Annotated in this window: 27 protein-coding genes; 23 read left to right on the top strand and 4 right to left on the bottom strand. The window is 55.3% G+C overall.

Annotated elements, in window-relative coordinates; translation table 11 throughout:
• Positions 1 to 115: 115 nt before the first annotated feature.
• The 11 genes from ribF (at position 116) to tapY2 (ending at position 12297) form a co-directional block, all read left to right on the top strand.
• On the top strand, positions 116 to 1090 hold the full coding sequence (ribF, locus tag OKC42_RS11975; protein WP_151286248.1) for a bifunctional riboflavin kinase/FAD synthetase: 975 nt from the start codon (positions 116 to 118) through the stop codon (positions 1088 to 1090).
• Positions 1090 to 3951 carry an isoleucine--tRNA ligase gene (gene ileS / locus OKC42_RS11970; protein ID WP_151286216.1) on the top strand — a complete coding sequence of 954 codons (2862 nt, stop codon included), beginning with the start codon at positions 1090 to 1092 and terminating at the stop codon, positions 3949 to 3951. Before ribF ends, ileS begins: the two co-directional genes overlap by 1 nt.
• The gene (lspA, locus tag OKC42_RS11965; protein ID WP_005340447.1) at positions 3951 to 4448 is read left to right on the top strand and encodes a signal peptidase II; all 498 of its coding nucleotides are present in this window, start codon (positions 3951 to 3953) and stop codon (positions 4446 to 4448) included. The genes ileS and lspA overlap by 1 nt, the downstream gene beginning before the upstream one ends.
• Positions 4445 to 4897, top strand: coding sequence for an FKBP-type peptidyl-prolyl cis-trans isomerase (fkpB, locus tag OKC42_RS11960; protein WP_042059691.1), 453 nt, complete (start codon positions 4445 to 4447; stop codon positions 4895 to 4897). The genes lspA and fkpB overlap by 4 nt, the downstream gene beginning before the upstream one ends.
• Entirely contained in the window at positions 4897 to 5832 is a 936-nt protein-coding gene (ispH, locus tag OKC42_RS11955; protein WP_076494544.1) for a 4-hydroxy-3-methylbut-2-enyl diphosphate reductase, read from the top strand. Before fkpB ends, ispH begins: the two co-directional genes overlap by 1 nt.
• A 110-nt stretch (positions 5833 to 5942) precedes the next feature.
• Positions 5943 to 6347: a type IV pilin protein gene (locus tag OKC42_RS11950; protein ID WP_151286217.1), complete on the top strand. Its 405-nt coding sequence runs from the start codon at positions 5943 to 5945 to the stop codon at positions 6345 to 6347.
• A gap of 3 nt (positions 6348 to 6350) precedes the next feature.
• Entirely contained in the window at positions 6351 to 6920 is a 570-nt protein-coding gene (gene pilV / locus OKC42_RS11945; protein WP_151286218.1) for a type IV pilus modification protein PilV, read from the top strand.
• Positions 6917 to 7912, top strand: a complete 996-nt coding sequence (locus OKC42_RS11940) for a PilW family protein (RefSeq protein ID WP_151286219.1) — start codon at positions 6917 to 6919, stop codon at positions 7910 to 7912. The genes pilV and OKC42_RS11940 overlap by 4 nt, the downstream gene beginning before the upstream one ends.
• Positions 7909 to 8346, top strand: coding sequence for a type IVa pilus pseudopilin TppD (gene tppD / locus OKC42_RS11935; protein WP_074042661.1), 438 nt, complete (start codon positions 7909 to 7911; stop codon positions 8344 to 8346). Before OKC42_RS11940 ends, tppD begins: the two co-directional genes overlap by 4 nt.
• A gap of 10 nt (positions 8347 to 8356) precedes the next feature.
• Positions 8357 to 12019: a pilus assembly protein gene (locus OKC42_RS11930; protein WP_270819801.1), complete on the top strand. Its 3663-nt coding sequence runs from the start codon at positions 8357 to 8359 to the stop codon at positions 12017 to 12019.
• Positions 12016 to 12297: a type IVa secretion system protein TapY2 gene (gene tapY2 / locus OKC42_RS11925; RefSeq protein WP_043826141.1), complete on the top strand. Its 282-nt coding sequence runs from the start codon at positions 12016 to 12018 to the stop codon at positions 12295 to 12297. The genes OKC42_RS11930 and tapY2 overlap by 4 nt, the downstream gene beginning before the upstream one ends.
• A gap of 27 nt (positions 12298 to 12324) precedes the next feature.
• Here the strand turns inward: tapY2 and OKC42_RS11920 are convergent, their stop codons facing one another.
• Positions 12325 to 12852: a GspH/FimT family protein gene (locus OKC42_RS11920; RefSeq protein ID WP_043826143.1), complete on the bottom strand. Its 528-nt coding sequence runs from the start codon at positions 12850 to 12852 to the stop codon at positions 12325 to 12327.
• A 99-nt stretch (positions 12853 to 12951) separates the two neighbouring features.
• Entirely contained in the window at positions 12952 to 13635 is a 684-nt protein-coding gene (locus OKC42_RS11915) for a GspH/FimT family pseudopilin (RefSeq protein WP_270819800.1), read from the bottom strand.
• 11 nt (positions 13636 to 13646) lie between these two features.
• Between OKC42_RS11915 and OKC42_RS11910 the strand changes: the two genes are divergently transcribed.
• From OKC42_RS11910 to luxS, 4 genes are all read left to right on the top strand, one after another.
• Complete coding sequence (locus OKC42_RS11910) at positions 13647 to 15269, top strand: NAD+ synthase (protein ID WP_151286220.1); 1623 nt, start codon at positions 13647 to 13649, stop codon at positions 15267 to 15269.
• A 9-nt stretch (positions 15270 to 15278) separates the two neighbouring features.
• The gene (gene glnB, locus OKC42_RS11905; RefSeq protein ID WP_005308848.1) at positions 15279 to 15617 is read left to right on the top strand and encodes a nitrogen regulatory protein P-II; all 339 of its coding nucleotides are present in this window, start codon (positions 15279 to 15281) and stop codon (positions 15615 to 15617) included.
• Positions 15618 to 15678: 61 nt separating this feature from the next.
• The gene (locus OKC42_RS11900; RefSeq protein WP_290438965.1) at positions 15679 to 16272 is read left to right on the top strand and encodes a transglycosylase SLT domain-containing protein; all 594 of its coding nucleotides are present in this window, start codon (positions 15679 to 15681) and stop codon (positions 16270 to 16272) included.
• An 18-nt stretch (positions 16273 to 16290) separates the two neighbouring features.
• Positions 16291 to 16800, top strand: a complete 510-nt coding sequence (gene luxS, locus OKC42_RS11895) for an S-ribosylhomocysteine lyase (protein ID WP_005340462.1) — start codon at positions 16291 to 16293, stop codon at positions 16798 to 16800.
• A gap of 325 nt (positions 16801 to 17125) precedes the next feature.
• Here luxS and OKC42_RS11890 read toward each other — a convergent pair whose 3' ends face one another.
• Complete coding sequence (locus OKC42_RS11890) at positions 17126 to 17758, bottom strand: type II secretion system protein (RefSeq protein WP_270819799.1); 633 nt, start codon at positions 17756 to 17758, stop codon at positions 17126 to 17128.
• A 41-nt stretch (positions 17759 to 17799) separates the two neighbouring features.
• Here OKC42_RS11890 and OKC42_RS11885 point away from each other — a divergent pair, with 41 nt between their 5' ends.
• From OKC42_RS11885 to deoD, 7 genes are all read left to right on the top strand, one after another.
• On the top strand, positions 17800 to 18573 hold the full coding sequence (locus OKC42_RS11885; RefSeq protein ID WP_106843900.1) for a TatD family hydrolase: 774 nt from the start codon (positions 17800 to 17802) through the stop codon (positions 18571 to 18573).
• Positions 18574 to 18795: 222 nt separating this feature from the next.
• Positions 18796 to 20070, top strand: a complete 1275-nt coding sequence (locus OKC42_RS11880; RefSeq protein ID WP_005340466.1) for a NupC/NupG family nucleoside CNT transporter — start codon at positions 18796 to 18798, stop codon at positions 20068 to 20070.
• A gap of 125 nt (positions 20071 to 20195) precedes the next feature.
• Complete coding sequence (locus OKC42_RS11875) at positions 20196 to 20366, top strand: XapX domain-containing protein (RefSeq protein ID WP_005340467.1); 171 nt, start codon at positions 20196 to 20198, stop codon at positions 20364 to 20366.
• Positions 20367 to 20790: 424 nt separating this feature from the next.
• A complete protein-coding gene (deoC, locus tag OKC42_RS11870) occupies positions 20791 to 21564 on the top strand; it encodes a deoxyribose-phosphate aldolase (RefSeq protein ID WP_005340468.1) in 774 nt (257 codons plus the stop codon).
• Between the two features lie 109 nt (positions 21565 to 21673).
• A complete protein-coding gene (deoA, locus tag OKC42_RS11865) occupies positions 21674 to 23005 on the top strand; it encodes a thymidine phosphorylase (RefSeq protein WP_019445563.1) in 1332 nt (443 codons plus the stop codon).
• Between the two features lie 14 nt (positions 23006 to 23019).
• Entirely contained in the window at positions 23020 to 24228 is a 1209-nt protein-coding gene (locus tag OKC42_RS11860) for a phosphopentomutase (protein WP_123173778.1), read from the top strand.
• A gap of 76 nt (positions 24229 to 24304) precedes the next feature.
• Complete coding sequence (gene deoD / locus OKC42_RS11855; protein ID WP_005340471.1) at positions 24305 to 25021, top strand: purine-nucleoside phosphorylase; 717 nt, start codon at positions 24305 to 24307, stop codon at positions 25019 to 25021.
• A gap of 67 nt (positions 25022 to 25088) precedes the next feature.
• Here the strand turns inward: deoD and OKC42_RS11850 are convergent, their stop codons facing one another.
• Positions 25089 to 25709: a YtjB family periplasmic protein gene (locus OKC42_RS11850; protein WP_005348965.1), complete on the bottom strand. Its 621-nt coding sequence runs from the start codon at positions 25707 to 25709 to the stop codon at positions 25089 to 25091.
• Positions 25710 to 25829: 120 nt separating this feature from the next.
• Here OKC42_RS11850 and serB point away from each other — a divergent pair, with 120 nt between their 5' ends.
• The gene (gene serB / locus OKC42_RS11845; RefSeq protein ID WP_151286224.1) at positions 25830 to 26840 is read left to right on the top strand and encodes a phosphoserine phosphatase SerB; all 1011 of its coding nucleotides are present in this window, start codon (positions 25830 to 25832) and stop codon (positions 26838 to 26840) included.
• Positions 26841 to 26844: the final 4 nt, after the last annotated feature.

Below are 26844 nucleotides of genomic sequence, written 5' to 3'. Positions count from 1 at the left end.
CCGCAGATGGGCGGGCTTGGGCCCGGATAGTTGAAATCAGGCTATGAGGGCTGACCATGCCTGCTGCCTGATATATAATCCGCCGATTTCCATGGCAGCAACGCACAAGGCACTGATGGAGCTTATTCGCGGCATTCACAATCTCAAGCCCCGTCACCGGGGATGTGTATTAACCATTGGCAACTTTGATGGGGTTCATCAGGGTCACCATGCGGTATTGGCACGTCTCAAGGAGAAAGCGGCCCAGCTGGGATTGCCCGCCTGCGTCATGCTGTTTGAACCGCAGCCGCTGGAGCTGTTTGCCGGCACGGCAGCGCCCGCCCGGCTGAGCCGGTTGCGGGAAAAGTACGAAGCGCTGCAGGGGCTGCATATCGATCGCATGCTCTGCGTGCGCTTCAGCCACCGCTTTGCCGAGCAGGCGGCCTCGACCTTCATCGAGCAGTTGCTGGTGGAGAAGCTCGGGGTGCGCTATCTGGTGATCGGCGACGATTTTCGCTTCGGCAAGGGGCGGGAAGGTGACTTCCACCTGCTGGAGGAGGCGGGTCATCGCTTCGGCTTCGAGGTGATCAGCACCCAGAGCTTCCAGCTCGAACGGCAGCGGGTCAGCAGCACCCTGGTGCGTGAAGCCCTCAAGTCGGGCCGGTTGGCGGAGGTGGAGCTGATGCTTGGCCGCCCCTACACCATCAGCGGCCGGGTGGCCCACGGCGACAAGCTGGGGCGCACCATAGGTTTTCCCACCGCCAATCTGGCCCTCAAGCGTCAGGTGATCCCGGTCGGTGGCGTGTTTGCGGTGGAAGTGATATGTTCCGGCAAGACCTTCCCCGGTGTAGCCAATGTGGGTGTACGGCCAACCTTGAGCGGTACACAAGCCAGATTGGAAGTACATCTATTTGATTTTTCTGGTGATCTATATGGTCAGCAGGTCAAGGTGCTGCTTCGCCACAAGCTGCGCGAAGAGCAGAAGTTTGCCTCTTTCACTGCCTTGAAAGAGCAGATCGAACGAGATGCCCTGGCGGCCCGAGCCTGGTTCGGGCTGCCACAATTCAATTTACCCAGCACTCTTTTAGAAAAGAAGGGAACCCAGGACTGATGAGCGACTATAAACACACCCTGAATCTTCCGGAAACCGAGTTTCCGATGCGTGGCGATCTGGCCAAGCGCGAACCCAACATGCTGAAACGTTGGTACGATCAGGATCTCTACGGCGCTATTCGCCGCGCCAAAGCGGGCAAGCCTTCTTTCATTCTGCACGATGGCCCCCCCTATGCGAACGGCAACATTCACATCGGTCACTCGGTCAACAAGATCCTCAAAGACATCATCATCAAGTCCAAGGGCCTCTCCGGTTTCGATTCCCCCTATGTGCCTGGTTGGGATTGTCACGGTCTGCCTATCGAACTGAAAGTGGAAGGCATGGTCGGCAAGCCGGGCGAGAAGGTTTCCGCTGCCGAATTCCGCGCCGAGTGCCGCAAATACGCCAAGACCCAGATCGAAGCGCAGAAGACCGACTTCATCCGTCTGGGTGTGCTGGGTGACTGGGAACACCCCTACCTGACCATGGATTTTGGCACCGAAGCCAACATCATCCGCTCCATGGCCAAGATCGTTGAAAACGGCCACCTGCACAAAGGCTCCAAGCCGGTGCACTGGTGTACCGATTGCGGCTCCGCGCTGGCTGAAGCCGAAGTGGAGTACTACGACAAGAACTCCCCCTCCATCGATGTGCGCTTCAAGGCCGTTGATGAGGCGACCGTTGCCGCCAAGTTTGACTGCGCTGAAGGCCACACCGGCAAGGGCCCGCTCTCTGCGGTGATCTGGACCACCACTCCGTGGACCCTGCCAGCCAACCGCGCCATCGCCATGCACGCCGACCTCGACTATGCGCTGGTGCAGGTTGAAGGTGAGCACCCCGAGCGTCTGATCCTGGCCGCCGAGCTGGTCAAGGATGTGATGGATCGCGCCGGTATCGAGAAGTTCCACAATCTGGGCTATGCCAAGGGTGCCGCGCTCGAGCTGCTGCGCTTCAACCACCCCTTCTACAGCTTCGATGTACCTGTGGTACTGGGTGACCACGTTACCCTGGATGCCGGTACCGGTGCCGTTCACACCGCCCCTGGCCACGGTCAGGAAGACTTCGTGGTCGGTCAGAAGTACGGTTTGGAAGTGGCCAACCCGGTTGGCAGCAACGGTGTTTACCTGCCGGATACCGAACTGTTTGCCGGCCAGCATGTGTTCAAGGCCAATGCCACCGTGATCGAAGTGCTGACCGAGCGCGGCGCCCTGCTGCATCACAAGGTGTTCAACCACTCCTATCCGCACTGCTGGCGCCACAAGACCCCGATCATCTTCCGTGCCACACCGCAGTGGTTCATCAGCATGGAGCAGAAGGGTCTGCGCAAGCGCGCGCTGGAAGAGATCGAGCGCATCGAGAAGGACGGCATTGCCCAGCAAGGCCAGAGCGGCTGGGTACCGGCCTGGGGTAAAAACCGCATTCAGGCGATGGTTGAGAACCGTCCTGACTGGTGTATCTCTCGTCAGCGTACCTGGGGTGTACCTATCTCCCTGTTCGTCCACAAAGAGACCCAGGAACTGCATCCGGAATCCGTGCGCCTGATGCATGAAGTAGCCAAGCGTGTCGAGCAGTCCGGCATTCAGGCATGGTGGGATCTGGACAAGGCCGAGCTGCTGGGTGCCGATGCAGACATGTACGACAAGGTGCCTGACACTCTGGACGTCTGGTTTGACTCCGGTTCTACCCACGCTTCCGTGGTTGATGCCCGTCCCGAGTTCAACGGCAAGCCAGCCGACATGTATCTGGAAGGTTCTGACCAGCACCGTGGCTGGTTCATGTCCTCCCTGATGATCGGTGTGGCCATGAAAGACAAGGCGCCCTACAACCAGGTGCTGACTCACGGCTTCACCGTGGATGGTCAGGGTCGCAAGATGTCCAAGTCCATCGGCAACGTGGTGAGCCCGCAGGACGTAATGAACAAGCTGGGTGCCGACATCCTGCGTCTGTGGGTAGCGAGCACTGACTACACCGGCGAGATGACCGTCTCCGACGAGATCCTCAAGCGCTCTGCCGATGCTTATCGTCGTATTCGCAACACTGCCCGCTTCCTGCTGGCCAACCTGAACGGCTTCAATCCGGCGACCGACATGGTGGCGCCTGCCGACATGGTGGTGGTGGATCGCTGGGCCGTGGGTCGTGCCAAAGCTGTACAGGCCGAAATCATGGCAGCGTTCGATGAGTACAACTTCCACGGTGTGACCCAGAAGCTGATGCAGTTCTGCTCCATCGAGATGGGCTCCTTCTATCTGGATGTCATCAAGGATCGCCAGTACACCGCCAAGGCTGACAGCCTGGCCCGCCGCTCCTGCCAGACCGCCCTCTATCACATTGCCGAGGCCATGGTGCGCTGGATGGCGCCGATCATGAGCTTCACCGCTGATGAGATCTGGGCACTGCTGCCGGGTGAGCGCGGCGAGTTCGTCTTCACCGAAGAGTGGTACGACGGCCTGTTCGGTCTGGAAGCGGGTGAATCTCTCAACGACGATTTCTGGGCCGAGATCCTCACCGTGCGTGGTGAAGTGAACAAGGCGCTGGAAGTGGCCCGTGGCGAGAAGCGTATCGGCGGCTCCCTGCAGGCCGAGCTGACCCTGTTCGCCAAGCCTGAGCTGGCTGCACGCCTGAACGCCCTGGCTGATGAGCTGCGCTTCGTGCTGCTCACCTCCAAGGCCAAGGTTGTTGAGGCTGACACTGCGCCGGAAGGCTCTGTGGCGACCGAGCGTGATGACCTGTGGCTGAGCGTGACCCAGTCTGCCGCCGCCAAGTGCGACCGCTGCTGGCACCATGTAGAAGATGTGGGCACTATCGCGGGTCACGAAGAGATCTGTGGTCGCTGTGTGACCAACGTTGAGGGTGACGGCGAAACGCGTCAATTTGCCTGATGAACATGACTCAACATAAAAGCGGCCTGCGTTGGCTGTGGCTGGCAGTGCTGGCCTTTGTACTGGACCAGGCGAGCAAGCTCGCCGTGGTCAAGTTGCTGCCATTTGGTTACCCGGGGGTGGAGATCACCCCCTTCTTCAATCTGGTTCACGTCTACAACAAGGGCGCCGCATTCAGCTTCCTGGCTGATCAGGGGGGCTGGCAGCGCTGGTTCTTCGCGGTGCTGGCTTTTGCCATCTGTGGATTGCTGATCCACTGGCTGCGCAAGCAGTCGGTGACCCAGCGTTGGAGCGGTATCGCCTATTCACTCATCATCGGCGGCGCCCTCGGCAACGTTTTTGATCGACTGGTGTTGGGCCATGTGGTCGATTTCCTCGACTTCTACTGGCAGCGTGCGCACTGGCCGGCATTCAATCTGGCCGACAGCTTTATCTTTATCGGGGCCGCCATGATCGTGCTGGACGGTTTCCGTGGTGAGAAAAAGGAGCAGGCATGAGCCAGCAGATCACCGCTAACAGCAGCGTGCTGTTCCACTTCTCCATCAAGCTGGAAGATGGCTCGGTTGCCGACAGCACGGCGCTGCACGGCAAACCTGCCCGCCTGCGGATGGGCGATGGCAGCCTGACCCCCACCTTCGAGCAGTGTCTGCTGGGCCTGTGCGAAGGGGAGAGCAAGAGTTTTACTCTGGCGCCGGAAGAGGCCTTTGGTCTCTCCAATCCCGACAACATCTACCATCTCGACCGTGCCAAATTTGGCGCCGATGTGGAGCCAAAAGTCGGCACCATCATCCTGTTCGATCAGCCCAATGGCAGCGAGCTGCCGGGCATTATCCGGGCGGTAGCCGGGATGTCGGTCACGGTCGATTTCAACCACCCGCTGGCCGGTCATACCGTCACCTTCGAGGTGGAGATCCTGGGCGTTGATGATGAGGAGAAGGTGCATTAATGGATATTCTGCTCGCTAACCCTCGCGGTTTTTGCGCCGGTGTCGATCGCGCCATCAGTATTGTCGAGAGTGCGCTGGAGAAGTTCGGTGCCCCCATCTATGTCCGCCACGAAGTGGTGCATAACCGGTATGTGGTGAACAAGTTGAAAGATGCGGGCGCTGTCTTCGTCGAGGAGCTGGACGAGGTGCCTGACGACAGCATCGTCATCTTTTCTGCTCACGGCGTGGCCAAGACAGTGCGCGAGATGGCCAAGTCCCGCGCCCTCAAGGTATTCGATGCCACCTGTCCGCTGGTGACCAAGGTGCATATGGAGGTGCATCGTGCCAGCCGCAAGGGCTCAGAAGCCGTGCTTATCGGTCATGCCGGCCACCCCGAGGTGATCGGGACCATGGGTCAGTACGAGAACCGTGAGGGTGGCATGTATCTGGTGGAGACGCCGGAAGATGTGGCCAAGCTCAAGGTGAAGAATCCGGATGACCTCTGCTTCGTCACCCAGACCACCCTGAGCGTGGATGAGACCTCTGACGTCATCGATGCTCTGCGCAAGCACTTCCCCAAGATCCAGGGGCCGCGCAAGGACGATATCTGCTACGCCACCCAGAACCGTCAGGATGCGGTGCGGGAGATGGCGGGGCTGGTGGACGCCATGCTGGTGGTGGGGTCTCGCAACTCTTCCAACTCCAACCGTCTGCGCGAGCTGGCCGAAAAGGTAGGTGCCCGAGCCTATCTTATCGACGATGCGTCGATGATTGAGGCGAGCTGGCTGGAAGGGGTGAAGGCGATCGGCGTCACTGCAGGTGCATCCGCCCCCGAGGTGCTGGTGCAAAACGTGATTGCCCGCCTGCGGGAGCTGGGAGGCAAGGTGGTCGCCGAGCATCCTGGCCGTGAAGAGAACGTAGTCTTTGAGGTTCCTCCCGAACTTAGAATAATTTGAGTGCAGCCAGGAAGGCTTAAGAATAAAGTGTGTTGATAATGACGCCGGGTTTGTTCATGAGACAGGCTCGGCGTTAAACTTATGAAGCAGTCTGTCACCAAGGATGGGATATGATTGGATACTTTCGTGGTTTTTCTCTTATTGAGTTGATGATTGTCATCGCCATCGTGGCGATTCTTGGCACCATCGCTTATCCCGCCTATCAGCAATATGTGCTGACCAGTCATCGTGTCGAAGCCAAGAGCATGCTGTTGAATGCGGCCAATCGGCAAGAAACCTATTTTATGGATTTCAATCAGTATGCATCCTCTGCTGCTGCTCTTGGTATCAGCAGTGTATCTGAGAATGGTCTGTATCAATTATCCATTGCCGTATCAGGTAACACCTACACCTTGTCAGCCAGTGCTGGCGCGGCGACGGCCCAAGCCAAAGATACCGATTGCACAGTGTTTTCCATTAATCAGTTGGGTGTCAAAAGTGCTTCTGGTGCAGCTAGCAATAGCTGTTGGGAATAGCCCATGGCCATTCATGCTTCATCACATGAGAGAGGATTCAGCCTGTTGGAGGTGATGATCACCGCTGTCATCCTGTCGCTGGGGCTGCTTGGTCTGGTTGCTTTGCAAACTCATTCCAAATTTGCCAGTTATGAAGCTCGCCAGCGTACTATCGCCAGCTGGTTGGCAAACGATATGGTTGAGCGGGTACGGATAAATCGCGATAGCTGGGCCGCATCCGGTGCAGTGACCGTCAATCTTGCCGCCAACTTGCCACGCCCGACATGCGCCGCTGCAGATGGCACAATCAGTGCGTGCAGTGCCGCAGATTTACGTAATGCCGACCTTCACTACTGGCAACAAGCCCTGCTTGGGGCCAGTGTTTCGGGGGCTGCATCTTCCCTGAATTCACCGATAGGCTGCGTTGTGCGGCGGGCTAATAATGTATTGGCTGTCGGGATATTCTGGGCTGGCAAACAAGATATATCTGATGGGGGGGCTGCCGCCGCCGCAGCAACGCTGATCAATGAGTGTCAACTCTCGACAGCAAATAATCTTTCGAGGCGCCAGTTTATTCTGACGACGACTTTATGAATTCTCGCGGTTTCACGCTGGTAGAGTGGCTGGTCGCTATGCTGCTCGGTCTATTTTTGTTGGCGGGGGTATTCACAGTTTTTGTGATGTCTCGCTCCAGCTCTGAAGATGCCTTTGATCAAAGTGAATTACAGGAAAATGGTCGATTGGCCATTCGGTTGATTAGCCAGGATATCAAATGGGCTGGCTTTTTTGGAGCTTATACTGGTCAGTCAACACAAGTTGGTTCTTCTCTGAGCCTCAGTGCTGGCAGCATTGTTCCTGCCAGTAGCGATTGCCTGGATGAGCGCTCTGTCGGTAGTTTGCCATCAAATGCTGGTCCCATCAGGGGGCTATGGGTAAGCCGGGTATCAACCACCAAAGGATTGGCTGGATTCGCTTGTATTCTCGCTGCTGATCGGGTGGCAAACTCGGATGTTATCAGTATCAAGCGACTGGTAGGGCGTCCTATACCAGCATCAGAGGGATTGGATACAAACCGCTTTTATATGGCAACCAATAGTCAGGAGGCGAGAGTCATCAAGGGAAGCGAAACCAGACCACTCTTTGGTGCCAATAATGAGAGCCAGATCTGGGAATACCAGCACTACATTTATTACCTATCACAAGAAGATGGTATTCCTGTTTTACGCAAGCGCTATTTGACCGTCAATGGTGGCTCTGCTCTGATTGGTGGCGCTATGGCTGAGGGCGTTGAACATATGGTGCTAATGTATGGTGTTGACGATTCCTTGATCCCTGATGGACGCATAGACAGATATATGTCAACGGACCAAATGACAACACAGCGCTGGAATGAGGGGCGAGTATTGGGGGCTCGGCTTTTCTTACTGATTAGAGCCGCTCGGGAATCAAGTCGCTATAAGAATAACAATAGCTATCAACTCGGTAATATTACGGTTAATGGTGGTGGTGATGGTTATCGCCGTCTGCTCTTGGAAAGCAGTATTGCATTACGCAATCAACAAATAACCACCCGAGGTGGAACATGAGATTGGTTAAAAAAAACCAGGGTGTAGCATTGATTGTTGCACTGGTTATTCTGGTTCCCTTGACTCTGATTGCGGTAGTCGTCATGCAATCCAGTGGTATGAGTCTGAAGATGGCGGGTTCTAGTGCCAGTTTGCAACGAGCGGAGCACGAAGTTGAAGGTACTCTGGAGTCTGCATTGAGCGATACTTCTCTCTCAACACAAATTGCAACGCAGGCAATTGGTACTTCGGCGGCAATAGGCACTACCACTCCTGCTACTACTTTGACAGTCAATACAGAAAGTGTATGCAAACGAAAATTTGAAGCCAGTAGCCAGAATGTAACGCCAGCTTGTCGTTATGCTGAAGCCACCACATCCAGTGCTTATGGCAAGGTGAATAGCCAAATGACCTTTACTGCCGGGGTAGAACAACCCTTGCTCAGTGCCAATTAGGGAGCGGGTGATGAACATAAGGAACTGTTTGTTTACAAGCTTGCTGGTATTGTGTTGCGGAATATCAGGGGGATCTTTGGCGGTAGGTACTGGTTATTCCGATGATACCGAGTTGTTTATTTATGACTTTGCCAAGGCGGGGGACTTCCGCCCTAAGGTGCTCTTTATTTTCGATAACTCGGGGAGTATGAAAAATACAACCGAAGTTGCTAAAGAGCCTTATGACTCATCGATAAGTTATCCATCATTGGCTAATGATCCAGATGTTAATAATAGTAATCGCTTCATCTATTTCTCCAGTGATGGAAAAGTTCCCACTATCAACAGTACCAAACGTTTTAGTGAGAATTTAAATGCATGTGCGACATCTAAAGGCCCTCTAAATAATGTGGGCCGATTTCAGTCACGAGTTTGGGGATATGAAATATATGATAAAAATAGAAAGGGGCGTTGGCGTTCTCTAAATGATTTTGATATTTACAGTATAATAATTGCAGATTGCCAGCAAGATATTGATGAGAAAAACGCAAACAATCAATATTCAGGTCCATATTCAACATATATTGTTGATGGTTATCCCGTTGACAAGCCAAATCGCACAACGGGAAGCTGGTTTTACACATCAAATGTAGCCAATGCTCTTGCTAGTGGTAGTTCTACCCAGATCTCATTATTTACGGCAAATTATGTCCGTTGGTATTACGGTAGTACAGGTGTGTCAACACAAACTCGATTGAAAGTTGCTCAGGATGCAGTCAAAGAACTGGTTTTGGCTACGCCAGCTGTCGATTTTGGTCTGGCTGTTTTTAACTACAATGATGGCAATGAACCAGGTAGTAGAAATGGCGGAAGAATAATCCGCAATATTGTAGGTAACGATGCCATCCTCACCTCTGGTAAAAGCGGTGCGCAGGATTTGATTGACAAGGTAAATAGTTTGAGCTCTGACACTTGGACTCCCTTATGTGAAACACTATATGAATCATATAGATACTTTGGCGGTTTGGGGGTGTACTTTGGTGACGATGATGTAAATCGTACTCCAAAGCGGGATAGCAATGCTGAAGTAACATCGGGTATATATAAAACCCCCTATGATAAATGTTCCAATAATGGTTATATCATCTATATGACAGATGGTGAACCAACCAATGATAAAGCAGCAGATTCCCTTGTCGCCAACCTGATCAGCACGTTATCTACAGAGGATAAGGTTGCTTATGGCGGCTTGGTTAGTTATGGGTCTTCCGGTGAAAAAAGCTATCTTGCTGCACTTGCCGGATATATGAAAAACAATGATGTAAACACCTCGGCTATAGGCAAACAAACAGTCACAACATTCACCGTGGGTTTTGGAGATGAAGCAATTAAGGGGGCCGGTGCATTATTGGCAGAGACCGCTCGTCGTGGTGGGGGTAAATACTATCCAGCAACCGATGCAACCCAACTTAACGAAGCATTAAAATCATCATTACTAGCTATCTTGAAAATGAATACCTCGTTGGTCTCTCCCGCCATTGCCACTAATAACTTTGACCGTACTCGCAGTCTGAATAATATTTATTATGCAATGTTTGAGCCTGGTTCTGGTCCACGATGGAAGGGCAATCTTAAAAAGCTGGTTCTGAATCCAGATAAGGGTTATGTAGTCGATCAGAGTGGCTTACCTGCGATATCCAGTGATGGAACAATTCTTGAGTCAGCAAGAACCTATTGGTCATCCACCAGTGATGGTAACAAGGTTGCCGAGGGTGGGGTACAAGAGATGCTGGCAGCTAAAACCAATCGCAATCTTTATATTATTCCCCCTTCCACTAATACATTAACTCCCTTTAGCAAGTCTGCTCTTGAGGGTATGGCAGGCGGGGCGACGCAGCTACGCACTGTCATGAAACTTGATAGTGCTGATAGCATGGATGACCTGCTTAATTGGACCAAGGGTATTGATGCGTTTGATGAGAATCAGGATGGTGATAGAACAGATAATCGGGAGCATATTCTTGGTGACCCGTTGCATTCACGGCCATTAGTGATCAACTACGGTTGTACAAAGTCGACAGGACAGACTACATGTACACCTGACTTGCGCATTGTGATGGGAAGTAATGCCGGCTTCTTGCATATGTTTAAAGACAGCGGCACCACGGTTGATGAAAGCTGGGCCGTTATGCCCTATCAATTTATTGCCAATCAGAAAGCGCTGCGAGAAAACTTGGATTCATCGGCTCATCTATATGGTGTAGATTCATCGCCCACTGTGCTGGTCAATGAGCAAGTCAAAGATGGTCATATCAAGTCGTCACAAGGTGACAAAGTGTGGTTATTTACCGGGTTGCGCGGTGGTGGCAAGGCCTATTATGCGTTGAATATATCCGATCCGGACTCCCCTTCGCTTATGTGGCGGTTGGATAAAAACAGCGCCGGTTTCAGCAACCTGGGCGAAACCTGGTCGATCCCCGAGGTTGCGTTCATTCCTGGTTATTACACAGAAACCAATGGTAAAAAAACCTATAAGCCAGTCCTGATATTCTCTGGAGGTTATGATCAGGCCAAGAGCTATTTGGGCCAGGGGGCTGAAGACAGTGAAGGGTTGGGTATTTATATCGTGGATGCTGAGGCCGGCACGCTGTTGTTTAGCTTTACCCCAGATGTGGCCAGTGCAACCAACAAACAGGTTGCAGGCATGGTTTATAGCATGCCAGGCGCTGTTTCTGTGCTGGACAGCGATGGAGATGGTGTATCTGACCGGGTTTATGCGGGTGATACCGGCGGTCAGATCTGGCGCATCGACATGAAGGGGACAGAAAAATCCAAATGGACGGCCATCAAGTTTGCCAGTTTGGGAAATGCACATTTAAGTGGAACTGCCAAGAAGCTGGAAGATGATCGCCGTTTCTTTACCCAGCCCGTATTGGTGCGCACCATCAATAAAGGTTGGAAGTATGATGGGACAAATTATCTTTACAGCGAGCGTCCGTTTGATGCCGTATTGATAGGCAGTGGTGATAGAAACCGCCCCTCCTCGGAGGCGACAACCCAAAATGTGTATGTGATGCTACGTGACTACAATGTTAATCCAACCTTGTTTGGGGCAACGTCTGAACCAGCGGTGCCATCAAGTATCACACTGAACGATCTCTACGATGTGACCAGCGATCCCTTTACGGGTTTGAATGAAGAGCAGATTGTAAACACCACCAAGGCGTTGACCAGCAAGTTGGGATGGAAATTCTGGCTCAATGAAAGCGGTGAAAAATCAATGGGGGCTGGTTTGGTGTTGCAAGGCAAGCTTTATTTCACCTCCTTCCTGCCTCAGGTACAGGACTTCCAACAATGTACGATTCAATCGATCGGTGCCATGCGCCAATATATGATTGATATGCACTATGGCACTTCTTTCAAATATGTACTGGATAGCAACAATCAGGAAGTTATTCAGCGTTACGTAGAGGTGCAAAATAAGGTTGCTGATGATCTGGTTATTCATGGTGGGGATGATGGCCGGATCAGGATTATAGGTGGTGCTCCGGGCAAGGAGGTCATCCTCAAAGATGATGGGAAGGGAGAGCCTGAGCGCTGTACCGGTGAAGGAGAATGCTCACAAGGTGCGGAAGAGGCAAAAATGGATATGTCTCCCAAGAAAATCTATCTCTATGAAGGAGAACAGGGATGAAACGCATGCTGCTCTGGTGTGTGGGCTTGCCCTTGTTGGTTCATGCCCAAACGGAAGACATAAAATGTTATGTCACTCTGGAAGGTGGCGTGCAGATGGTGTTGCAGCAACCGGTAACTGATACGAGCAAGGCAAATCTGGTCAGGGTGTTTAAACAGAAAGGTTATGAGATTGATGGGGTGGTGCATCTTGTCACAGAGGTAATCGAGTGCGTTCCTTTGGCGGCCACCTTTTCGCTGGCTGATGCAAAAAAACAAGATGAAATCCAACCCAGATAACGTTGGTTATTGAGTAGGGTAAAGGGGCTAAGAACAACTCAGCCCCTTTTTTTCGCTTCTGCTTCTGCCGGATGGGGAAACGATGATATCGACTCGGGGGGCCTGGTCGATACAAAACCGGAGTGTCATGTTGGTGCCAATCGCAGTGCCATCTGGACTGAATCGCACAAATTGTCGATTGGCCGTCACGGTATGTTTTTCAAGAAAGGGTTCTGTTGCTGATAACAAGATATCGCCACTTGCAATATCGAATTGGCGATCCTGATTGATGTCGATAAAGACAAGCATGCGCTGGGCGCCGGTTTGATTTGCGAGTACACAGCCTTCTTTTGTGGAGTTTATGACAGGCATGGCAAGACAGGCTGTGACGGGTTGCTGCTGTGTGATAGCTTGCCGTTGGCCGAAGATCAGGTGGTCCTGCAGGTTTCTTGTGTAGATGTCGCTGTTGGTAGATGTCAGCAGATTTGCCAATGACGGCAGTCCCAAGGTCAACAGGATGGTTGTCAGGCTTGCAGATATTAAAAACTCAAGCAGGGTAAATCCATTTCGTGCCATAGCGTATGAGTCCTTGTTCAAAGGAGACTCTAAGCATAGCTATTGGATTGAAATGGATCCTTTTTGTGCTCGTGTGTGTTTCGCGGTAGTTAATGCTGATCATGGACATACAGCACCACTTGCCTGGCTATGGGCACGTCCAGCATGCATTACATTAATCGTCACACTATTTTCACCGCTAATACAAAGCGAAAATATAACTTCAATATTGGCTTCATCAGGCGGGACTTCCGTTATGGTGCCGACCGGGTTGAAGCGCAGCGCCTGTGCATCGGCGGAAATGGTCAGTTCTGCAGGCAACTCTGGACTGGCAGCAATAGTTGCTTCGTTACCATTAAGCTTCAGATCGCCATTACTATCGATAAAGGCGAGTAGCCGGTTAGTTCCACGCTGATTGGCAGGGATACAACCTTCGACTGCAATGTTATTACTCAGTGTCACGGTGGTCAGGCAAAGTGTGACGGTCTGCTGGTTAGAGATAGCCTGTTGTCTGGCATAGTTTAAGTGGTTGAGAAGACTTTTTTCCTGGGTCGCCAAATTATTACTGCCAAGCAGGTTAGAGAGGGAAGGAATACCAATCCCCAACAGAATGACGCCCAGCGCAATGGCTATCATCAACTCCATCAGGGTAAATCCGGCGTTTTTCATATCTGCGAAGGCCTGTCGTTCCGTGACTATGTACAGCTTATCCTTCCCGCTGGTTGCTGTCACACGGTTACGCCCGTCTTGAACTGGCAGATTGCCCCCCTTTTCTTTATCATTCCCCATCATTTTCGAATTCAAGATGCATCGCCATGGCAAAAGCCCTCTCTCTGATGCTTGCCCAGTTGAATCTGACGGTAGGCGCCATCGAAGATAACACTGACAAAGTGCTCGCTGCGGCAGCTCAGGCCGAACAGCAAGGTGCCGATCTGCTTGTCTGCTCCGAGCTGGCCCTGACCGGCTATCCACCGGAAGATCTGCTGCTGCGCGCCGATCTGATGATGCGGGTCGAAGCCGCGTTGGCTCGTGTTGCCGAATGGCAGGGCAACTGTGCCATTTTGGTGGGTCACCCTTGGCGTGAAGGAGAGGCGCTCTACAACGCGGCTTCCTTCTATGAGCAGGGCCAGCTGATTGCCCGTTACTTCAAGCAGGATTTGCCCAACTACGGCGTGTTTGATGAGAAGCGCTACTTTACCGCCGCGACCGAGACCTGCGTGGTGCCATTCCGGGGTCACCAGCTGGGGCTGCTCATCTGCGAAGACCTGTGGCAGCCGGGTCCGGCGCTGGCCGCCAAGGCAGCGGGGGCCGAACTGCTGCTCACCATCAATGCCTCGCCCTACGATCAGGAAAAACCCTGGATCCGCCGCGAGCTGATGGCCGAGCGCTGCGATCAGACCGGTCTGCCGCTGGTCTACCTCAATCAGGTCTGCGGTCAGGACGAGCTGATTTTCGACGGCTGCTCCAAGGTGTTCAGCAGCCAGGGTGAGTTGACCCACAAGCTGGCCCCGTTTGCCGAAGAGCTGGCGCTGGTACGTTTTGCTGATGGCCAGCCGGTGAAGGAGCGGGAACCCGCTGCGCCGTTGGAGCCGTTGGCCGAGACCTATCAGGCGCTGGTGCTGGCAGTGCGCGACTACGTCACCAAGAACGGTTTCCACGGTGCTGTGCTGGGTCTCTCTGGCGGCATCGACTCGGCACTGACGTTGGCCATCGCGGCCGATGCCATCGGGGCCGACAAGGTGCAGGCGGTAATGATGCCGTTCCGCTACACAGCACAGATTAGTGTGGAAGATGCCAAGGAGCAGGCCGAGCGGATGGGGGTTGAGTTCAACATCATCTCCATCGAGCCGATGTTCGAAGGGTTTATGACCCAGCTGGCGCCGCTTTTTGAAGGTACCGCCCGCGATACCACCGAAGAGAACCTGCAGGCCCGCTGCCGCGGCGTGCTGCTGATGGCGCTTTCCAACAAACGTCGTCGTATCGTGCTGACCACTGGCAACAAGAGTGAAATGGCTGTTGGCTATGCCACGCTGTACGGTGACATGGCCGGTGGCTTCGACGTGCTGAAAGATGTGCCCAAGACGCTGGTCTTCAAGTTGTGCGAATATCGCAACTCGGTCGACTATGTGATCCCGCAGCGGGTTATCGACCGCCCCCCTTCAGCAGAGCTGGCACCGGATCAGGTGGATCAGGACAGCCTGCCGCCATACGACATCTTGGATGCCATCCTCAAGCGTTACGTGGAAGAGGACGCCTCGGTCGCCGACATGGTGGCAGAAGGCTTCGAGGAAGCGGTGGTGCGCAAGGTGATCCGCCTGGTGGATCTCAACGAATACAAGCGCCGCCAGGCGGCGGTCGGGCCCCGCATTACGGCTCGCAACTTTGGTAAGGATCGCCGTTACCCCATTACATCCGGGTTCGGCAAACAGAACTGGTAAGGAGTCACCATGAAGAAGATTGAAGCCATCATCAAACCGTTCAAGCTGGACGATGTGCGCGAGGCCCTGGCCGAGATCGGCATCAACGGCATGACCGTATCCGAAGTCAAAGGCTTCGGCCGCCAGAAGGGCCATACCGAGCTCTATCGCGGCGCCGAATATATGGTCGACTTCCTGCCGAAAGTGAAGGTGGAGCTGGTGGTACAGGACGAGGATCTCGATGCCTGTCTGGAAGCGATCCAGAATACCGCTCGCACCGGCAAGATTGGTGATGGCAAAATCTTCGTCTGCGAGGTGGAGCGTGTCATTCGTATCCGTACTGGCGAAGAGAACGAAGACGCGATCTGATGAGATTGCCGTACCTCGTGATGAGCCAACGAATGGAGACTCGATCCCGCTGATGTCCTGGATGCGTCTCGTTGCGGTGGCCGGCCTGCTGGCCGGTCTGACCGCCTGCAGTACCCGGCCGCCGGCCCAGCCGGAGAATCTGTGCCAGATCTTTCGCGAGAAGCCTGACTGGCACAAGGCCGCGCTCAAGATGAACGAGAAGTGGGGGACGCCGATCCATGTGGTGATGGCCATGATGTATCAGGAGTCCTCGTACGTACATGATGCCCAGCCGCCGATGCAGTATTTCCTCTTCATCCCGACCGGGCGGGCCAGTTCGGCTTATGGTTATGCTCAGGTCAAAGATGAAACTTGGGCGGATTACCAGCGAGAAACCGGCAACAGCTGGAGTGACCGCGATGATTTTGCCGACGCCATCGATTTTATGGGTTGGTACACTAACAAAGCTCAGCGGCTCAATGGCACCTCCAAGTGGGATGCCTATGGCCAGTACCTCAACTATCACGAAGGGTGGGGTGGCTACCGGCGTGGCAGCTATCGCAGCAAGGGGTGGTTGATGAAGACCTCTCGCAAGGTGGAAGCTCGCGCCCAGCGCTACGGCGCCCAGTACCGTCAATGCAAGGATCAGCTCTCCCGTGGGGGCTGGTTCTGGTAACCAAATCAGGAGTCAGAAATGCCGTTATTGGACAGTTTTACCGTTGACCACACCCGTATGGAAGCGCCAGCGGTGCGTGTGGCCAAGACCATGCAGACCCCGAACAAGGACACTATTACCGTGTTCGACCTGCGTTTCTGTGTGCCGAATCAGGAGATCCTCTCCGAGCGCGGTATCCATACGCTGGAGCACCTGTTCGCCGGTTTTATGCGTGATCACCTGAACGGCAACGGCGTGGAGATCATCGACATCTCCCCCATGGGTTGCCGTACCGGCTTCTACATGAGCCTGATCGGCGCGCCGGACGAAGCCCGTGTTGGCGCAGCCTGGCAGGCAGCCATGAGCGACGTGCTGACCGTGCAGGATCAGGCCAAGATCCCCGAGCTGAACGAGTATCAGTGCGGCACCTACAGCATGCACTCGCTGGAAGAGGCGCACGCCATCGCCCGTCATGTGCTGGAGCGCGGTATCGGCGTCAACCACAACGACGAGCTGGCCCTGCCGGAAGAGAAGCTGAAGAGTCTGTGAGGCTGATGAGCTGTCGCTCATCGGATAACCTCTTCAGGGAATGTTAAAAGAGCCGGTCAGCCATGCTGACAGGCTCTTTTTTATCTCGCCCGACCGCAATAGTGAGGATGGCTTGCTCACTTTGCCGACTCTGATTAGGATGGTTCTTGAACCGAATCCGTTGGCGGAGGTGTGACGATGAAGGGGGTATTGCTGCGTTGGCTGGCCCGTTATGACGCGTGGTGCGAGGAGTGGGAGCTCACCCAGGAGAACCGGCGCTGCTGCACGCCGGTTCGTTATGATGATGATTCAACTAAAGAGCGAGCTTGCGCAGAAGAGGCTGAGCTCAATCAAAATTGCGGGTCACGGCACCGGTAACACTGTTGTACTCGAAGCCGAGGCCATTTAGATAATCCGAGCTGGTTTGGAAGCGGTTGATTGAGTCGCGCAGGATATAGCGGCAGTTAAGATGCTCTTCGCCATTCGCATCAATCGCTCCTGTGGAGACAACATCTGTTAAGTAATCCGCTTTACTATCAATCACCGGGCCAAAATTTACCGCTTCTACGCTATAGTCGCTATCCATCATGTCTTCAAATAGAAAGCGGCAATCAGCTCCGCTGCTAACGGATATGTAATCGGACTGGCCTGTTATATACATTTCATCCAGTCCTTTTTGACCTTGGTCTTCATCAGAACCAACAGGCCAGCCATACATATTGATATCCATATTTTTCACGCCAAAACTGCTCAGGTTGTAGAGCGCGATCGCTTGCCCCTGTACTTTCACCGTCCACCCAGCATGAGCCAGCTGAACTGCACTGGCAAAGCTGCCTGCGGTCGCCGAGACCGTGCTTTTCAGGGCATCATCCTTGATATTGATAAAGCGGGGCAGGGCGGTGACGGCCAGGATCCCCTGCACTATGATCACCAGCACCAGTTCAATCAGGGTAAAGCCGTTGTTTCTGTTGTTCATCATGTTCAATGACCCATTAAATACCGCAAACAGGTGTGAGTGATATGCAGCTGATAGATACCCATTGCCATCTCGACTTTCCGGTGTTCGACCAGGACAGGGAGGCGCTGCTGGCCCGTTGTCGGGCATTAGGGGTGACGGAGTATATCATTCCTGCCATCGCAGAGGATAACTGGACTCGTGTGATGGCACTGGCAGAGCAACATGACGGCCTCTTTTATGGTCTGGGCATTCATCCCTGGTATGCCGGTGAACAGCGGGAGGGGGTGATGGAGCGGTTGAGAACGCTGGTGATGAGCCAGCCTGCCGGGCTGGTGGCCATTGGCGAGTGCGGGCTGGACCTCCGTTCTCACGTGCCGCAGGAGGGGCAGCTTGCGCTGTTTGAGGCTCAGATCCGGCTGGCTGCCGATGTCGGGCTTCCCCTGATGATCCACTCGGTGCGTGCCAATGACACTGTGGCCAAGCTGTTGCGCCGTTTCAAGCCGCCTCGTGGCGGGGTGATCCATGCTTTCAGCGGTTCGTTGCAGCAGGCGGAGGCTTTCTGGCAACTAGGCTTTCGACTCGGGGTGGGCGGGGTAATCAGTTTTGAGCGGGCGAACAAGACGCGAGAGGTATTTCGGGCTATGCCGCTCGAGGCTTTGGTGCTGGAAACCGATTCGCCAGATATGCCGTTGCAAGGCGCACAAGGCACCCGGAATACCCCGGAAGCGCTGCCGAAAATAGCGGAAATATTGATGACCTTGCGGGATGAACCATCGGCAGATGTTGCCGAGGTGTTATTTGAAACTGCCCGGCATATTTTCCATCACGACCAATAGCCATGAAACAAATTCGCAACACCTGATTTAGTTGTCAGGAAAAAAAATGAGCGTAAAAATCGTTTGCTGTCTAATTTTGTGACACTTGGACATTTTGATAACGATAAAATGTGACCAGCATTCTATTTTATCGGACTTTAATTAGTATAATGCGCTCCCCTTGATTAGTTGGGTTTGATAACAACTCGCTAACAAGCCAGGTGCTACTAGAGGAAGATAATAATGAATTTGTTCATGGGTCTGGTAGGGATGGCGACGCTCGTCCTTATCGCGGTGCTGTTCTCCAGCAATCGCAAGGCAATCAACGTCCGTACCGTTGTCGGTGCGTTCGCAATTCAAGCCGGTCTGGGGGCGTTTGTTCTCTATGTTCCGGTTGGTCGCGATATCCTGGTCGGCGTGTCCGACGCGGTATCCAGCGTGATCAGCTACGGCCAGAACGGGATCGACTTCCTGTTTGGCGGTCTGGTCAGCAACAAGATGTTTGAAGTGTTCGGTGGCGGCGGCTTTGTTTTTGCCTTCCGTGTTCTGCCGGTCATCATCTTCTTCTCCTCCCTGATTGCAGTGCTCTACTACCTGGGCATCATGCAGATGGTCATCAAGTTGCTGGGCGGCGGTCTGCAGAAAGTACTGGGTACTTCCCGCACCGAATCCCTGTCTGCAACTGCCAACATCTTCGTCGGTCAGACCGAAGCGCCGCTGGTGGTTCGTCCTTACATCGCCAAGATGACTGACTCCGAGCTGTTCGCCGTCATGTGTGGTGGTCTGGCTTCCGTTGCCGGTTCCGTACTGGCAGGTTACGCCTCCATGGGCGTGAAGATGGAGTACCTGATTGCTGCCTCCTTCATGGCTGCACCGGGTGGTCTGCTGTTCGCCAAGCTGCTGGTTCCCGAGACCGAGACCCCGAACTACGACGAAAGCTCTGCCGATGCCGAGCTGGATGACAAGCCTGCCAACGTCATTGACGCTGCTGCTGCTGGCGCCTCTGCCGGTATGCAACTGGCCCTGAACGTCGGCGCCATGCTGCTGGCCTTCATCGGTCTGATTGCCATGATCAACGGCATCTTCTCCGGTGTGGGTGGCTGGTTCGGTTATCCGCAACTCTCTCTGGAACTGCTGTTGGGCTGGATCTTCTCCCCGCTGGCCTTCCTGATCGGTGTGCCCTGGAATGAAGCAGTGGTTGCCGGTTCCTTCATCGGTCAGAAGCTGGTAGTGAACGAGTTCGTGGCTTACCTGAACTTCGCTCCGTACCTGAAAGACGAAGTGCTGATCAACGGTGTGGCCATGTCCGATCACACCAAGGCGATCATCTCCTTCGCGCTGTGTGGTTTTGCCAACCTCTCCTCCGTTGCCATCCTGCTGGGTGGTCTGGGGTCAATGGCGCCGAACCGCCGCGGTACCATTGCACGCTTTGGTCTGAAAGCCGTACTGGCTGGCTCTCTGTCCAACCTGATGTCTGCCACTATCGCAGGCTTCTTCCTGGCACTGTCCGGCATGTAATCGCCGCCTGACTGACAGGGTATAAACACGAACGCCACGGCATCTGCCGTGGCGTTCGTGTATGGAGCGGTGACAACCGTTTTCCTATCTAAACTAATAATAAAATGAGTCAAATCGGAGGTTATATGAATGAAGTGCTACTGGCGATGGTGGCCGGCTTTATAGTTGGTTTGTTGTTTTCTTTCCTCAAATTGCCGATCCCGGCGCCTCCCGTTTTGTCCGGGGTAATGGGGATCGTCGGGGTCTATCTGGGGGGATTGGCCTACTCCTGGATCCTGACTCGTTTCTTTTCGTAAGGCTTTTTTAGACCTGGATTTGCCAGATGTGAGGTACCTCTGAAATTGGCAAATCCGGCTTGCAAACAGGGGGTATCTCGGCTGAAATAGGCGTTGCCAGCAGGGTGCTGGCAATGACTAATACTCGATGAAATCGGGTGTTGGCGGTCAAATGGAATTGATTGGGAAGTCGGGTCAGATGTTGTCGGCCTTTCTCAAGTCTTCATGGAACCAAGTCCGCACTTTTGTAAGAAAGTGACAGGGCTCTTGCCTTATTTACAGTCGCAGTGCCTGCAGGGTGTTTTGAATAGCATCCCGATAGTGCCGGTGCCTTCGCACTGTAATTCCATTCCCGTATAGCTGGGGATTACTGCCTGTGCATCCATCGCTGGATGGTATGGTGGTGCCCGGTTATCTGGATTAAATCGAGACTTTGGAGAACAGAATGACTGATCTGAAAGTGGCCGCTCAGCGCGCCCTGAACCTGATGGACCTGACCACCCTGAACGATGACGACACCGATCAGAAGGTGATCGACCTGTGCCATAAGGCCAAGTCACCGGCTGGCCTGACTGCCGCCGTCTGCATCTACCCCCGTTTTATCCCTATCGCTCGCAAGACCCTGCGTGAGATCGGCGCTGCCGATGTGCGCATTGCGACCGTGACCAACTTCCCGCACGGCAACGACGACATCGAGATCGCCGTGGCCGAAACCCGTGCCGCTGTCGCCTACGGTGCCGACGAAGTGGACGTGGTGTTCCCGTATCGCGCCTTCATGGCTGGTAATGAACAGATCGGTTTTGATCTGGTCAAAGCCTGTAAAGAGGCCTGTGGTGCCAACGTGCTGCTGAAAGTGATCATCGAAACCGGCGAGCTGAAAGAAGAGGCGCTGATCCGTCGCGCTTCCGAGATCTGTATCGATGCCGGTGCCGACTTCATCAAGACCTCCACCGGCAAGGTGCCGGTCAATGCGACCCCAGAAGCGGCGCGGATCATGATGGAAGTGATCAAGGCCAAGAATCCGAAAGTCGGCTTCAAGCCAGCTGGTGGCGTGAAAGATGCAGCCGTTGCCGGTCAGTACCTGGCCATGGCCGAAGAGATCCTCGGCAACGACTGGGTATCCGCCCGTACCTTCCGCTTTGGTGCATCCAGCCTGCTGGCCAGTCTGCTGGCCACTCTGGGGCATGGCGACAAGCCGGCCAACACCAGCGGTTACTAATAGGTTGATGAGAGGGCGGACGGCTGTCCGCCCTGTTAGCCCCCACCATGCGGTGTGTGGGCAAGGATTCAGGCTTGTGTAACGCCAGCAATGGCGGAGGGAATGAAAGATGTTTTTGCCTCAAGAAATTATTCGCAAGAAGCGCAACGGTGAAGCGCTCAGTACCCAAGAAATTCAATTCTTCGTTCAGGGCATTACCAATAACACCATCGGCGAGGGGCAGATCGCCGCGCTGGCGATGGCGGTCTACTTCAAAGACATGACCATGGATGAGCGGGTTGCCCTGACCTGCGCCATGCGCGACTCCGGCATGGTGCTGACCTGGGATCACCTCAATCTGGGTGGCCCGATTGTCGACAAACACTCCACCGGCGGTGTGGGTGACGTTGTCTCCCTGATGCTTGGCCCGATGGTCGCTGCCTGCGGCGGTTTCGTGCCGATGATCTCCGGCCGTGGTCTGGGCCACACCGGCGGTACCCTCGACAAGCTGGACGCCATTCCCGGCTACCAGACCTCGGTCGACAACGATCGTTTCCTGAAAGTGGTGAAAGAGGCGGGTGTCGCCATCATCGGCCAGACCGGCGATCTCGCCCCCGCTGACAAGCGTATCTATGCAGTACGGGACATCACCGCCACCGTCGAATCTGTCGCCATGATCACCGGCTCCATTCTCTCCAAGAAGCTCGCCTCCGGGCTCGAAGCGCTGGTGATGGATGTGAAAGTGGGCTCCGGCGCCTTTATGCCGACCTTCGAAGCGTCCGAAGAGCTGGCCAAGAGCATTGTGGCCGTGGCCAACGGTGCCGGTTGCCGCACCTCTGCGCTCTTGACCGATATGAACCAGGTGCTGGCCTCCAGCGCCGGTAACGCGGTGGAAGTGCGTGAAGCGGTGCGCTACCTGACCGGTGAATATCGCAACCCGCGCATCCACGAAGTGACCATGGCGCTGTGCGCCGAGATGCTGATCTCCGCCGGTCTGGCCAGCGACGAGCGCGATGCCCGCACCAAGCTGCAGGCGGTGCTGGATAACGGTAAGGCGGCCGAGATCTTCGGTCGCATGGTGACAGGTCTCGGTGGCCCGGCCGATTTTATGGAGCGTTATGACGCTTACCTGCCCAAGGCTGCCATCGTGCGCCCGGTCTACGCGGCCAACAGCGGTTTTGTGACAGCCATGGATACCCGCGAACTGGGTCTGGCTGTGGTCGCCATGGGCGGTGGTCGGCGCGCTGCCGGTGACAAACTTGATTATGCGGTCGGTCTGACCGACTTTATCCGCCTGGGTCAAAGCGTCGATGCTGACAAGCCGATCGCGATGATCCACGCTCAGACTGAAGAGCAATATGCTCAGGCTGCCAGCATGGTGCAGGCGGCTGTCCGGATTGGTGGCGAGCGGCCGGAAGCACTGCCTGAAGTGTACCGCCGTATCACCCTGGCCGATTTGTAACAAGGGGAAGACCCATGAAACGTACCTTTATTCTGATGATGGACTCTTTCGGTATTGGCGCTGCTGCCGATGCCGACAAGTTCGGAGATGTGGGCGCCAACACCCTTGGCCATATCGCCAAGGCGTGTGCGGCAGGTGAAATTGAAGGCCGCGGTGCCCTCAATCTGCCCAACCTCAACAAGCTGGGTCTGGGCCACGCCTGCGAGCAGGCCTCCGGCTACTTCCCGGAAGGGCTGAAGAAAGATATCGAGGTGGTCGGTGCCTACGGCTTTGCTCAGGAGCTCTCCTCCGGCAAAGACACCCCGTCCGGTCACTGGGAGATCGCCGGCGTGCCCGTGCTGTTCGAGTGGGGCTACTTCAAGGATCACCACAACAGCTTCCCGCAGGAGCTGCTGGACGCCATAGTCGAGAAGGCAGGTCTGCCAGGTTATCTCGGCAACTGCCATGCCTCCGGTACACAGGTGCTGGATGATCTGGGCGAAGAGCACATGAAGACCGGCAAACCGATCCTCTACACCTCTGCCGACTCCGTGTTCCAGATTGCCTGCCACGAAGAGACCTACGGCCTCGAGAAGCTCTATGAGCTGTGCCACATCGTGCGCGAGCTGCTGGAGCCCTACAACATCGGCCGCGTGATTGCGCGTCCGTTCGTAGGTACTGGCAAGGGCAACTTCAAGCGTACCGGCAACCGTCACGACTACTCAGTGCTGCCGCCGGCGCCGACTGTGCTGGATTACATGAAAGATGCGGGCGGTCAGGTGGTCTCCATCGGCAAGATTGCCGACATCTATGCCCAACAGGGCATCACCAAGCAGGTGAAAGGGACCGGTCTGACCGAGTTGTGGGATCGCACGCTGGAAGAGGTGAAAGCGGCCGGTGACAACACCATCGTCTTCACCAACTTCGTCGACTTCGACTCCTCCTACGGCCACCGCCGTGACGTTGCCGGTTATGCCGGTGCGCTGGAGTATTTCGATTCCCGCCTGCCGGAGCTGTTTGATCTGCTGCAAGATGGCGACGTGGTAGTGCTGACTGCCGACCACGGCTGTGACCCGACCTGGGGTGGCACCGACCACACCCGTGAATACATTCCGGTGCTGTTCTTCGGCAAGCCGGTCAAGGCCGGCTCCGTTGGTCGTCGCGAGACCTTTGCCGATATCGGCCAGAGCATCGCGGCTTACCATGGCCTGCCGAAACTGGCGTACGGTACCAGCTTCCTGTAATTTACCCGCCCGCCACTTCGGCGGCGGGCAATTTATAAAACAATAAAACTCAACCTAGTGTGAAGGAATCAAGAGAATGGCAACTCCTCATATCAATGCGAAAGATGGCGCCTTTGCTGATACCGTGCTGATGCCGGGCGACCCCCTGCGCGCCAAGTATATCGCTGAAACTTTCCTGGAGAACGTCGAGCAGATCTGCGATGTGCGCAACATGTTCGGGTTCACCGGTACCTACAAGGGCCGTCGTATCTCCGTAATGGGTCACGGCATGGGTATCCCCTCCTGCTCCATCTACGCAAAAGAGCTGATCACCGATTACGGTGTGAAGACCCTGATCCGCGTGGGCTCCTGTGGCGCTGTGCGTGAAGACGTGAAACTGCGTGACGTGGTGATCGGTATGGGTGCCTGCACCGATTCCAAAGTAAACCGTCTGCGCTTCAAGGATCACGACTTCGCTGCCATCGCCGACTTCGATCTGGTTGCCAATGCCGTGCAGGCCGCCAAGAACAAGGGCGTTGCCGTGCGCGTCGGTAACATCTTCTCCGCCGACCTGTTCTACACCCCGGACCCCTCCATGTTCGACGTCATGGAAAAGTACGGCATCCTGGGTGTCGAGATGGAAGCCGCCGGTATCTACGGCGTGGCCGCAGAATACGGTGCCAAGGCACTGACCATCTGCACCGTCTCCGACCATATCCGTACCGGTGAGCAGACCACCTCTGAAGAGCGTCAGCTGACCTTCAACGACATGATCGAAATCGCACTGGATTCCGTCCTGCTGGGCGACAAGTAATTCCCTTGCGAATAAGAAACGGCGGCCTTCTGGCCGCCGTTTTTGTATCTGCTCATTGGTTGCGCCATCAATTTTCCGGAGGTGGCGCGGGGGGCGTACTCTTTTTCTTGTGCTTGCGCACCCGCATGTAGTTGCGGCGCACGCCGTAGGAGATGAGCACCCCGGCCAGCAGGGCGACCAGCAGCATCAGGCGCTGTTTCTCCTGCACCACCTTGAGCCGGGTGTCCTTGTCTGCCAGCATCTGCTGTTCTTCCAGGGTGATGCGCAGGAAGCCGATGGTCTGCTCGCCATCCCGGATCTCCTGTACGAACTGGATCCGCCCCTTGCCCTGCTCCGGCAGTGACTTGTTATCGCTGCCGATGGGCAGCAGGCTCTCCAGCGGCACCGCCTGCTCAGACTGGGCGAGGGGAATGCCGCGTCCGTCGTAGAGGGTGGCATCGAGGATCTCCGGCTCCGCCGCCAGATCCCGCGCCAGCCGCTCCAGCTCGCTGCTCTTCTCCTCCTTGATCCAGCGTTTCATGTCTCGGGCGGCATAGGCGACCAGCGCCTGCGCCCGGTTGCGCGCTTCGCTGTGCAGCGAGGCTTGGCTTTCACCCTGCATATGGATAAGCACACCAAGCACCCAGCATCCGAGCAGGATACCGGCACCCAGGCTGAGAACACGTTTGATGGGAAGATGACGCTGCAAGCGCGAGACCTCATGGTAACAAGGAGTGGCGGGATCTTGGCGCTTGCCTGTACAAAAAGCAATACGCTACTCTGGGCCAGCATTGTTAACTCCCTGATCACCAAGGAAGGCGTATCCCTTATGTTGTTGTCCCGGCTCCCCCCTCTGTTATCCGATTGGCCCGCGTTGTTGTCCGGCTCACCCTGTTGGCAGCTCCACGCAGATGCGTTGCAACCGACAGAGACTCCGCAGGCTGGCGGCTGGTTGGTGCTGTTTGGCAAGGGGCTGGGCGCCTCCCATCTGGCGCGTCTGTCGCCACTGTTGGCTGCACAGAAGTTGGCGGCCACCCTCTATCCTCCCACCGAGGTGGCGGGCGTGCCGTTGCTGCTGCTTGGCTGCGATCGCTTCTCTTCCGAGCTGGTGGCCGAGCTCAAGAGCGGTGAGTGGGAGATCGATCTCTGCCATCTGCCCGCGCTACCGACCCTGAATGAGCCCGGCCTGCTGGTGATGGACATGGACTCCACCGCGATCCGCATCGAGTGCATCGACGAGATTGCCCGCCTTGCCGGGGTTGGCGATCAGGTGGCGGCGGTAACAGCTGCTGCCATGCAGGGCAAGTTGGAGTTCTCCGACAGTCTGCGCAACCGGGTGGCCCTGCTGGCAGGGGCGCCGGTCACCATTCTCGACGAGGTGGCGGCATGGATGCCCTGGATGCCTGGCTTGCAGCTGATGGTCGATACCCTCAAAGGGGCGGGTTGGAAGGTGGCCATCGCCTCCGGCGGTTTTACCCGTTTTGCTGGCCAGTTGCAGCGCGAGCTGGGGCTCGATGCTATCTTCGCCAACGAGCTGGCGGTGGAGGAGGGTCAGCTGAGCGGCAAGGTGAGCGGGCGTATCGTCGATGCCAGCGTCAAGGCTGAGGTGTTGCAGCAGCTGGCTGCCGAATATGCCATTGCACCCGCCCAGACCGTGGCCATCGGCGATGGTGCCAACGATCTCAAGATGATGGGGATCGCGGGCCTTGGCATCGCCATTCACGCCAAGCCGCTGGTGCGGGCGCAGGCGGCGGCCACCCTCAATCATCACGATCTGGAGGGGGTGATCTGCCTGCTGGCGGCGCGGGCTTGCAGCGAGCAACGCTGGGACAAGCGCTGACAGT

Source organism: Aeromonas sp. Y311-2 (genome assembly GCF_027706025.1).
Taxonomy (GTDB): Bacteria; Pseudomonadota; Gammaproteobacteria; order Enterobacterales; family Aeromonadaceae; genus Aeromonas; species Aeromonas veronii.
Note: the sequence above shows the minus strand (reverse complement) of the source record. Positions and strands in the feature narration are given on the sequence as shown.

Excerpts from the sequence above, each read along its gene's own strand:
- ribF (WP_151286248.1), top strand. The coding sequence starts at position 116 with ATGGAGCTTATTCGCGGCATTCACAATCTCAAGCCCCGTCACCGGGGA.
- ileS (WP_151286216.1), top strand. The coding sequence starts at position 1,090 with ATGAGCGACTATAAACACACCCTGAATCTTCCGGAAACCGAGTTTCCG.
- lspA (WP_005340447.1), top strand. The coding sequence starts at position 3,951 with ATGAACATGACTCAACATAAAAGCGGCCTGCGTTGGCTGTGGCTGGCA.
- fkpB (WP_042059691.1), top strand. The coding sequence starts at position 4,445 with ATGAGCCAGCAGATCACCGCTAACAGCAGCGTGCTGTTCCACTTCTCC.
- ispH (WP_076494544.1), top strand. The coding sequence starts at position 4,897 with ATGGATATTCTGCTCGCTAACCCTCGCGGTTTTTGCGCCGGTGTCGAT.
- OKC42_RS11950 (WP_151286217.1), top strand. The coding sequence starts at position 5,943 with ATGATTGGATACTTTCGTGGTTTTTCTCTTATTGAGTTGATGATTGTC.
- pilV (WP_151286218.1), top strand. The coding sequence starts at position 6,351 with ATGGCCATTCATGCTTCATCACATGAGAGAGGATTCAGCCTGTTGGAG.
- OKC42_RS11940 (WP_151286219.1), top strand. The coding sequence starts at position 6,917 with ATGAATTCTCGCGGTTTCACGCTGGTAGAGTGGCTGGTCGCTATGCTG.
- tppD (WP_074042661.1), top strand. The coding sequence starts at position 7,909 with ATGAGATTGGTTAAAAAAAACCAGGGTGTAGCATTGATTGTTGCACTG.
- OKC42_RS11930 (WP_270819801.1), top strand. The coding sequence starts at position 8,357 with ATGAACATAAGGAACTGTTTGTTTACAAGCTTGCTGGTATTGTGTTGC.
- tapY2 (WP_043826141.1), top strand. The coding sequence starts at position 12,016 with ATGAAACGCATGCTGCTCTGGTGTGTGGGCTTGCCCTTGTTGGTTCAT.
- OKC42_RS11920 (WP_043826143.1), bottom strand. The coding sequence starts at position 12,852 with ATGGCACGAAATGGATTTACCCTGCTTGAGTTTTTAATATCTGCAAGC.
- OKC42_RS11910 (WP_151286220.1), top strand. The coding sequence starts at position 13,647 with ATGGCAAAAGCCCTCTCTCTGATGCTTGCCCAGTTGAATCTGACGGTA.
- glnB (WP_005308848.1), top strand. The coding sequence starts at position 15,279 with ATGAAGAAGATTGAAGCCATCATCAAACCGTTCAAGCTGGACGATGTG.
- OKC42_RS11900 (WP_290438965.1), top strand. The coding sequence starts at position 15,679 with ATGCGTCTCGTTGCGGTGGCCGGCCTGCTGGCCGGTCTGACCGCCTGC.
- luxS (WP_005340462.1), top strand. The coding sequence starts at position 16,291 with ATGCCGTTATTGGACAGTTTTACCGTTGACCACACCCGTATGGAAGCG.
- OKC42_RS11890 (WP_270819799.1), bottom strand. The coding sequence starts at position 17,758 with ATGATGAACAACAGAAACAACGGCTTTACCCTGATTGAACTGGTGCTG.
- OKC42_RS11885 (WP_106843900.1), top strand. The coding sequence starts at position 17,800 with ATGCAGCTGATAGATACCCATTGCCATCTCGACTTTCCGGTGTTCGAC.
- OKC42_RS11880 (WP_005340466.1), top strand. The coding sequence starts at position 18,796 with ATGAATTTGTTCATGGGTCTGGTAGGGATGGCGACGCTCGTCCTTATC.
- OKC42_RS11875 (WP_005340467.1), top strand. The coding sequence starts at position 20,196 with ATGAATGAAGTGCTACTGGCGATGGTGGCCGGCTTTATAGTTGGTTTG.
- deoC (WP_005340468.1), top strand. The coding sequence starts at position 20,791 with ATGACTGATCTGAAAGTGGCCGCTCAGCGCGCCCTGAACCTGATGGAC.
- deoA (WP_019445563.1), top strand. The coding sequence starts at position 21,674 with ATGTTTTTGCCTCAAGAAATTATTCGCAAGAAGCGCAACGGTGAAGCG.
- OKC42_RS11860 (WP_123173778.1), top strand. The coding sequence starts at position 23,020 with ATGAAACGTACCTTTATTCTGATGATGGACTCTTTCGGTATTGGCGCT.
- deoD (WP_005340471.1), top strand. The coding sequence starts at position 24,305 with ATGGCAACTCCTCATATCAATGCGAAAGATGGCGCCTTTGCTGATACC.
- serB (WP_151286224.1), top strand. The coding sequence starts at position 25,830 with ATGTTGTTGTCCCGGCTCCCCCCTCTGTTATCCGATTGGCCCGCGTTG.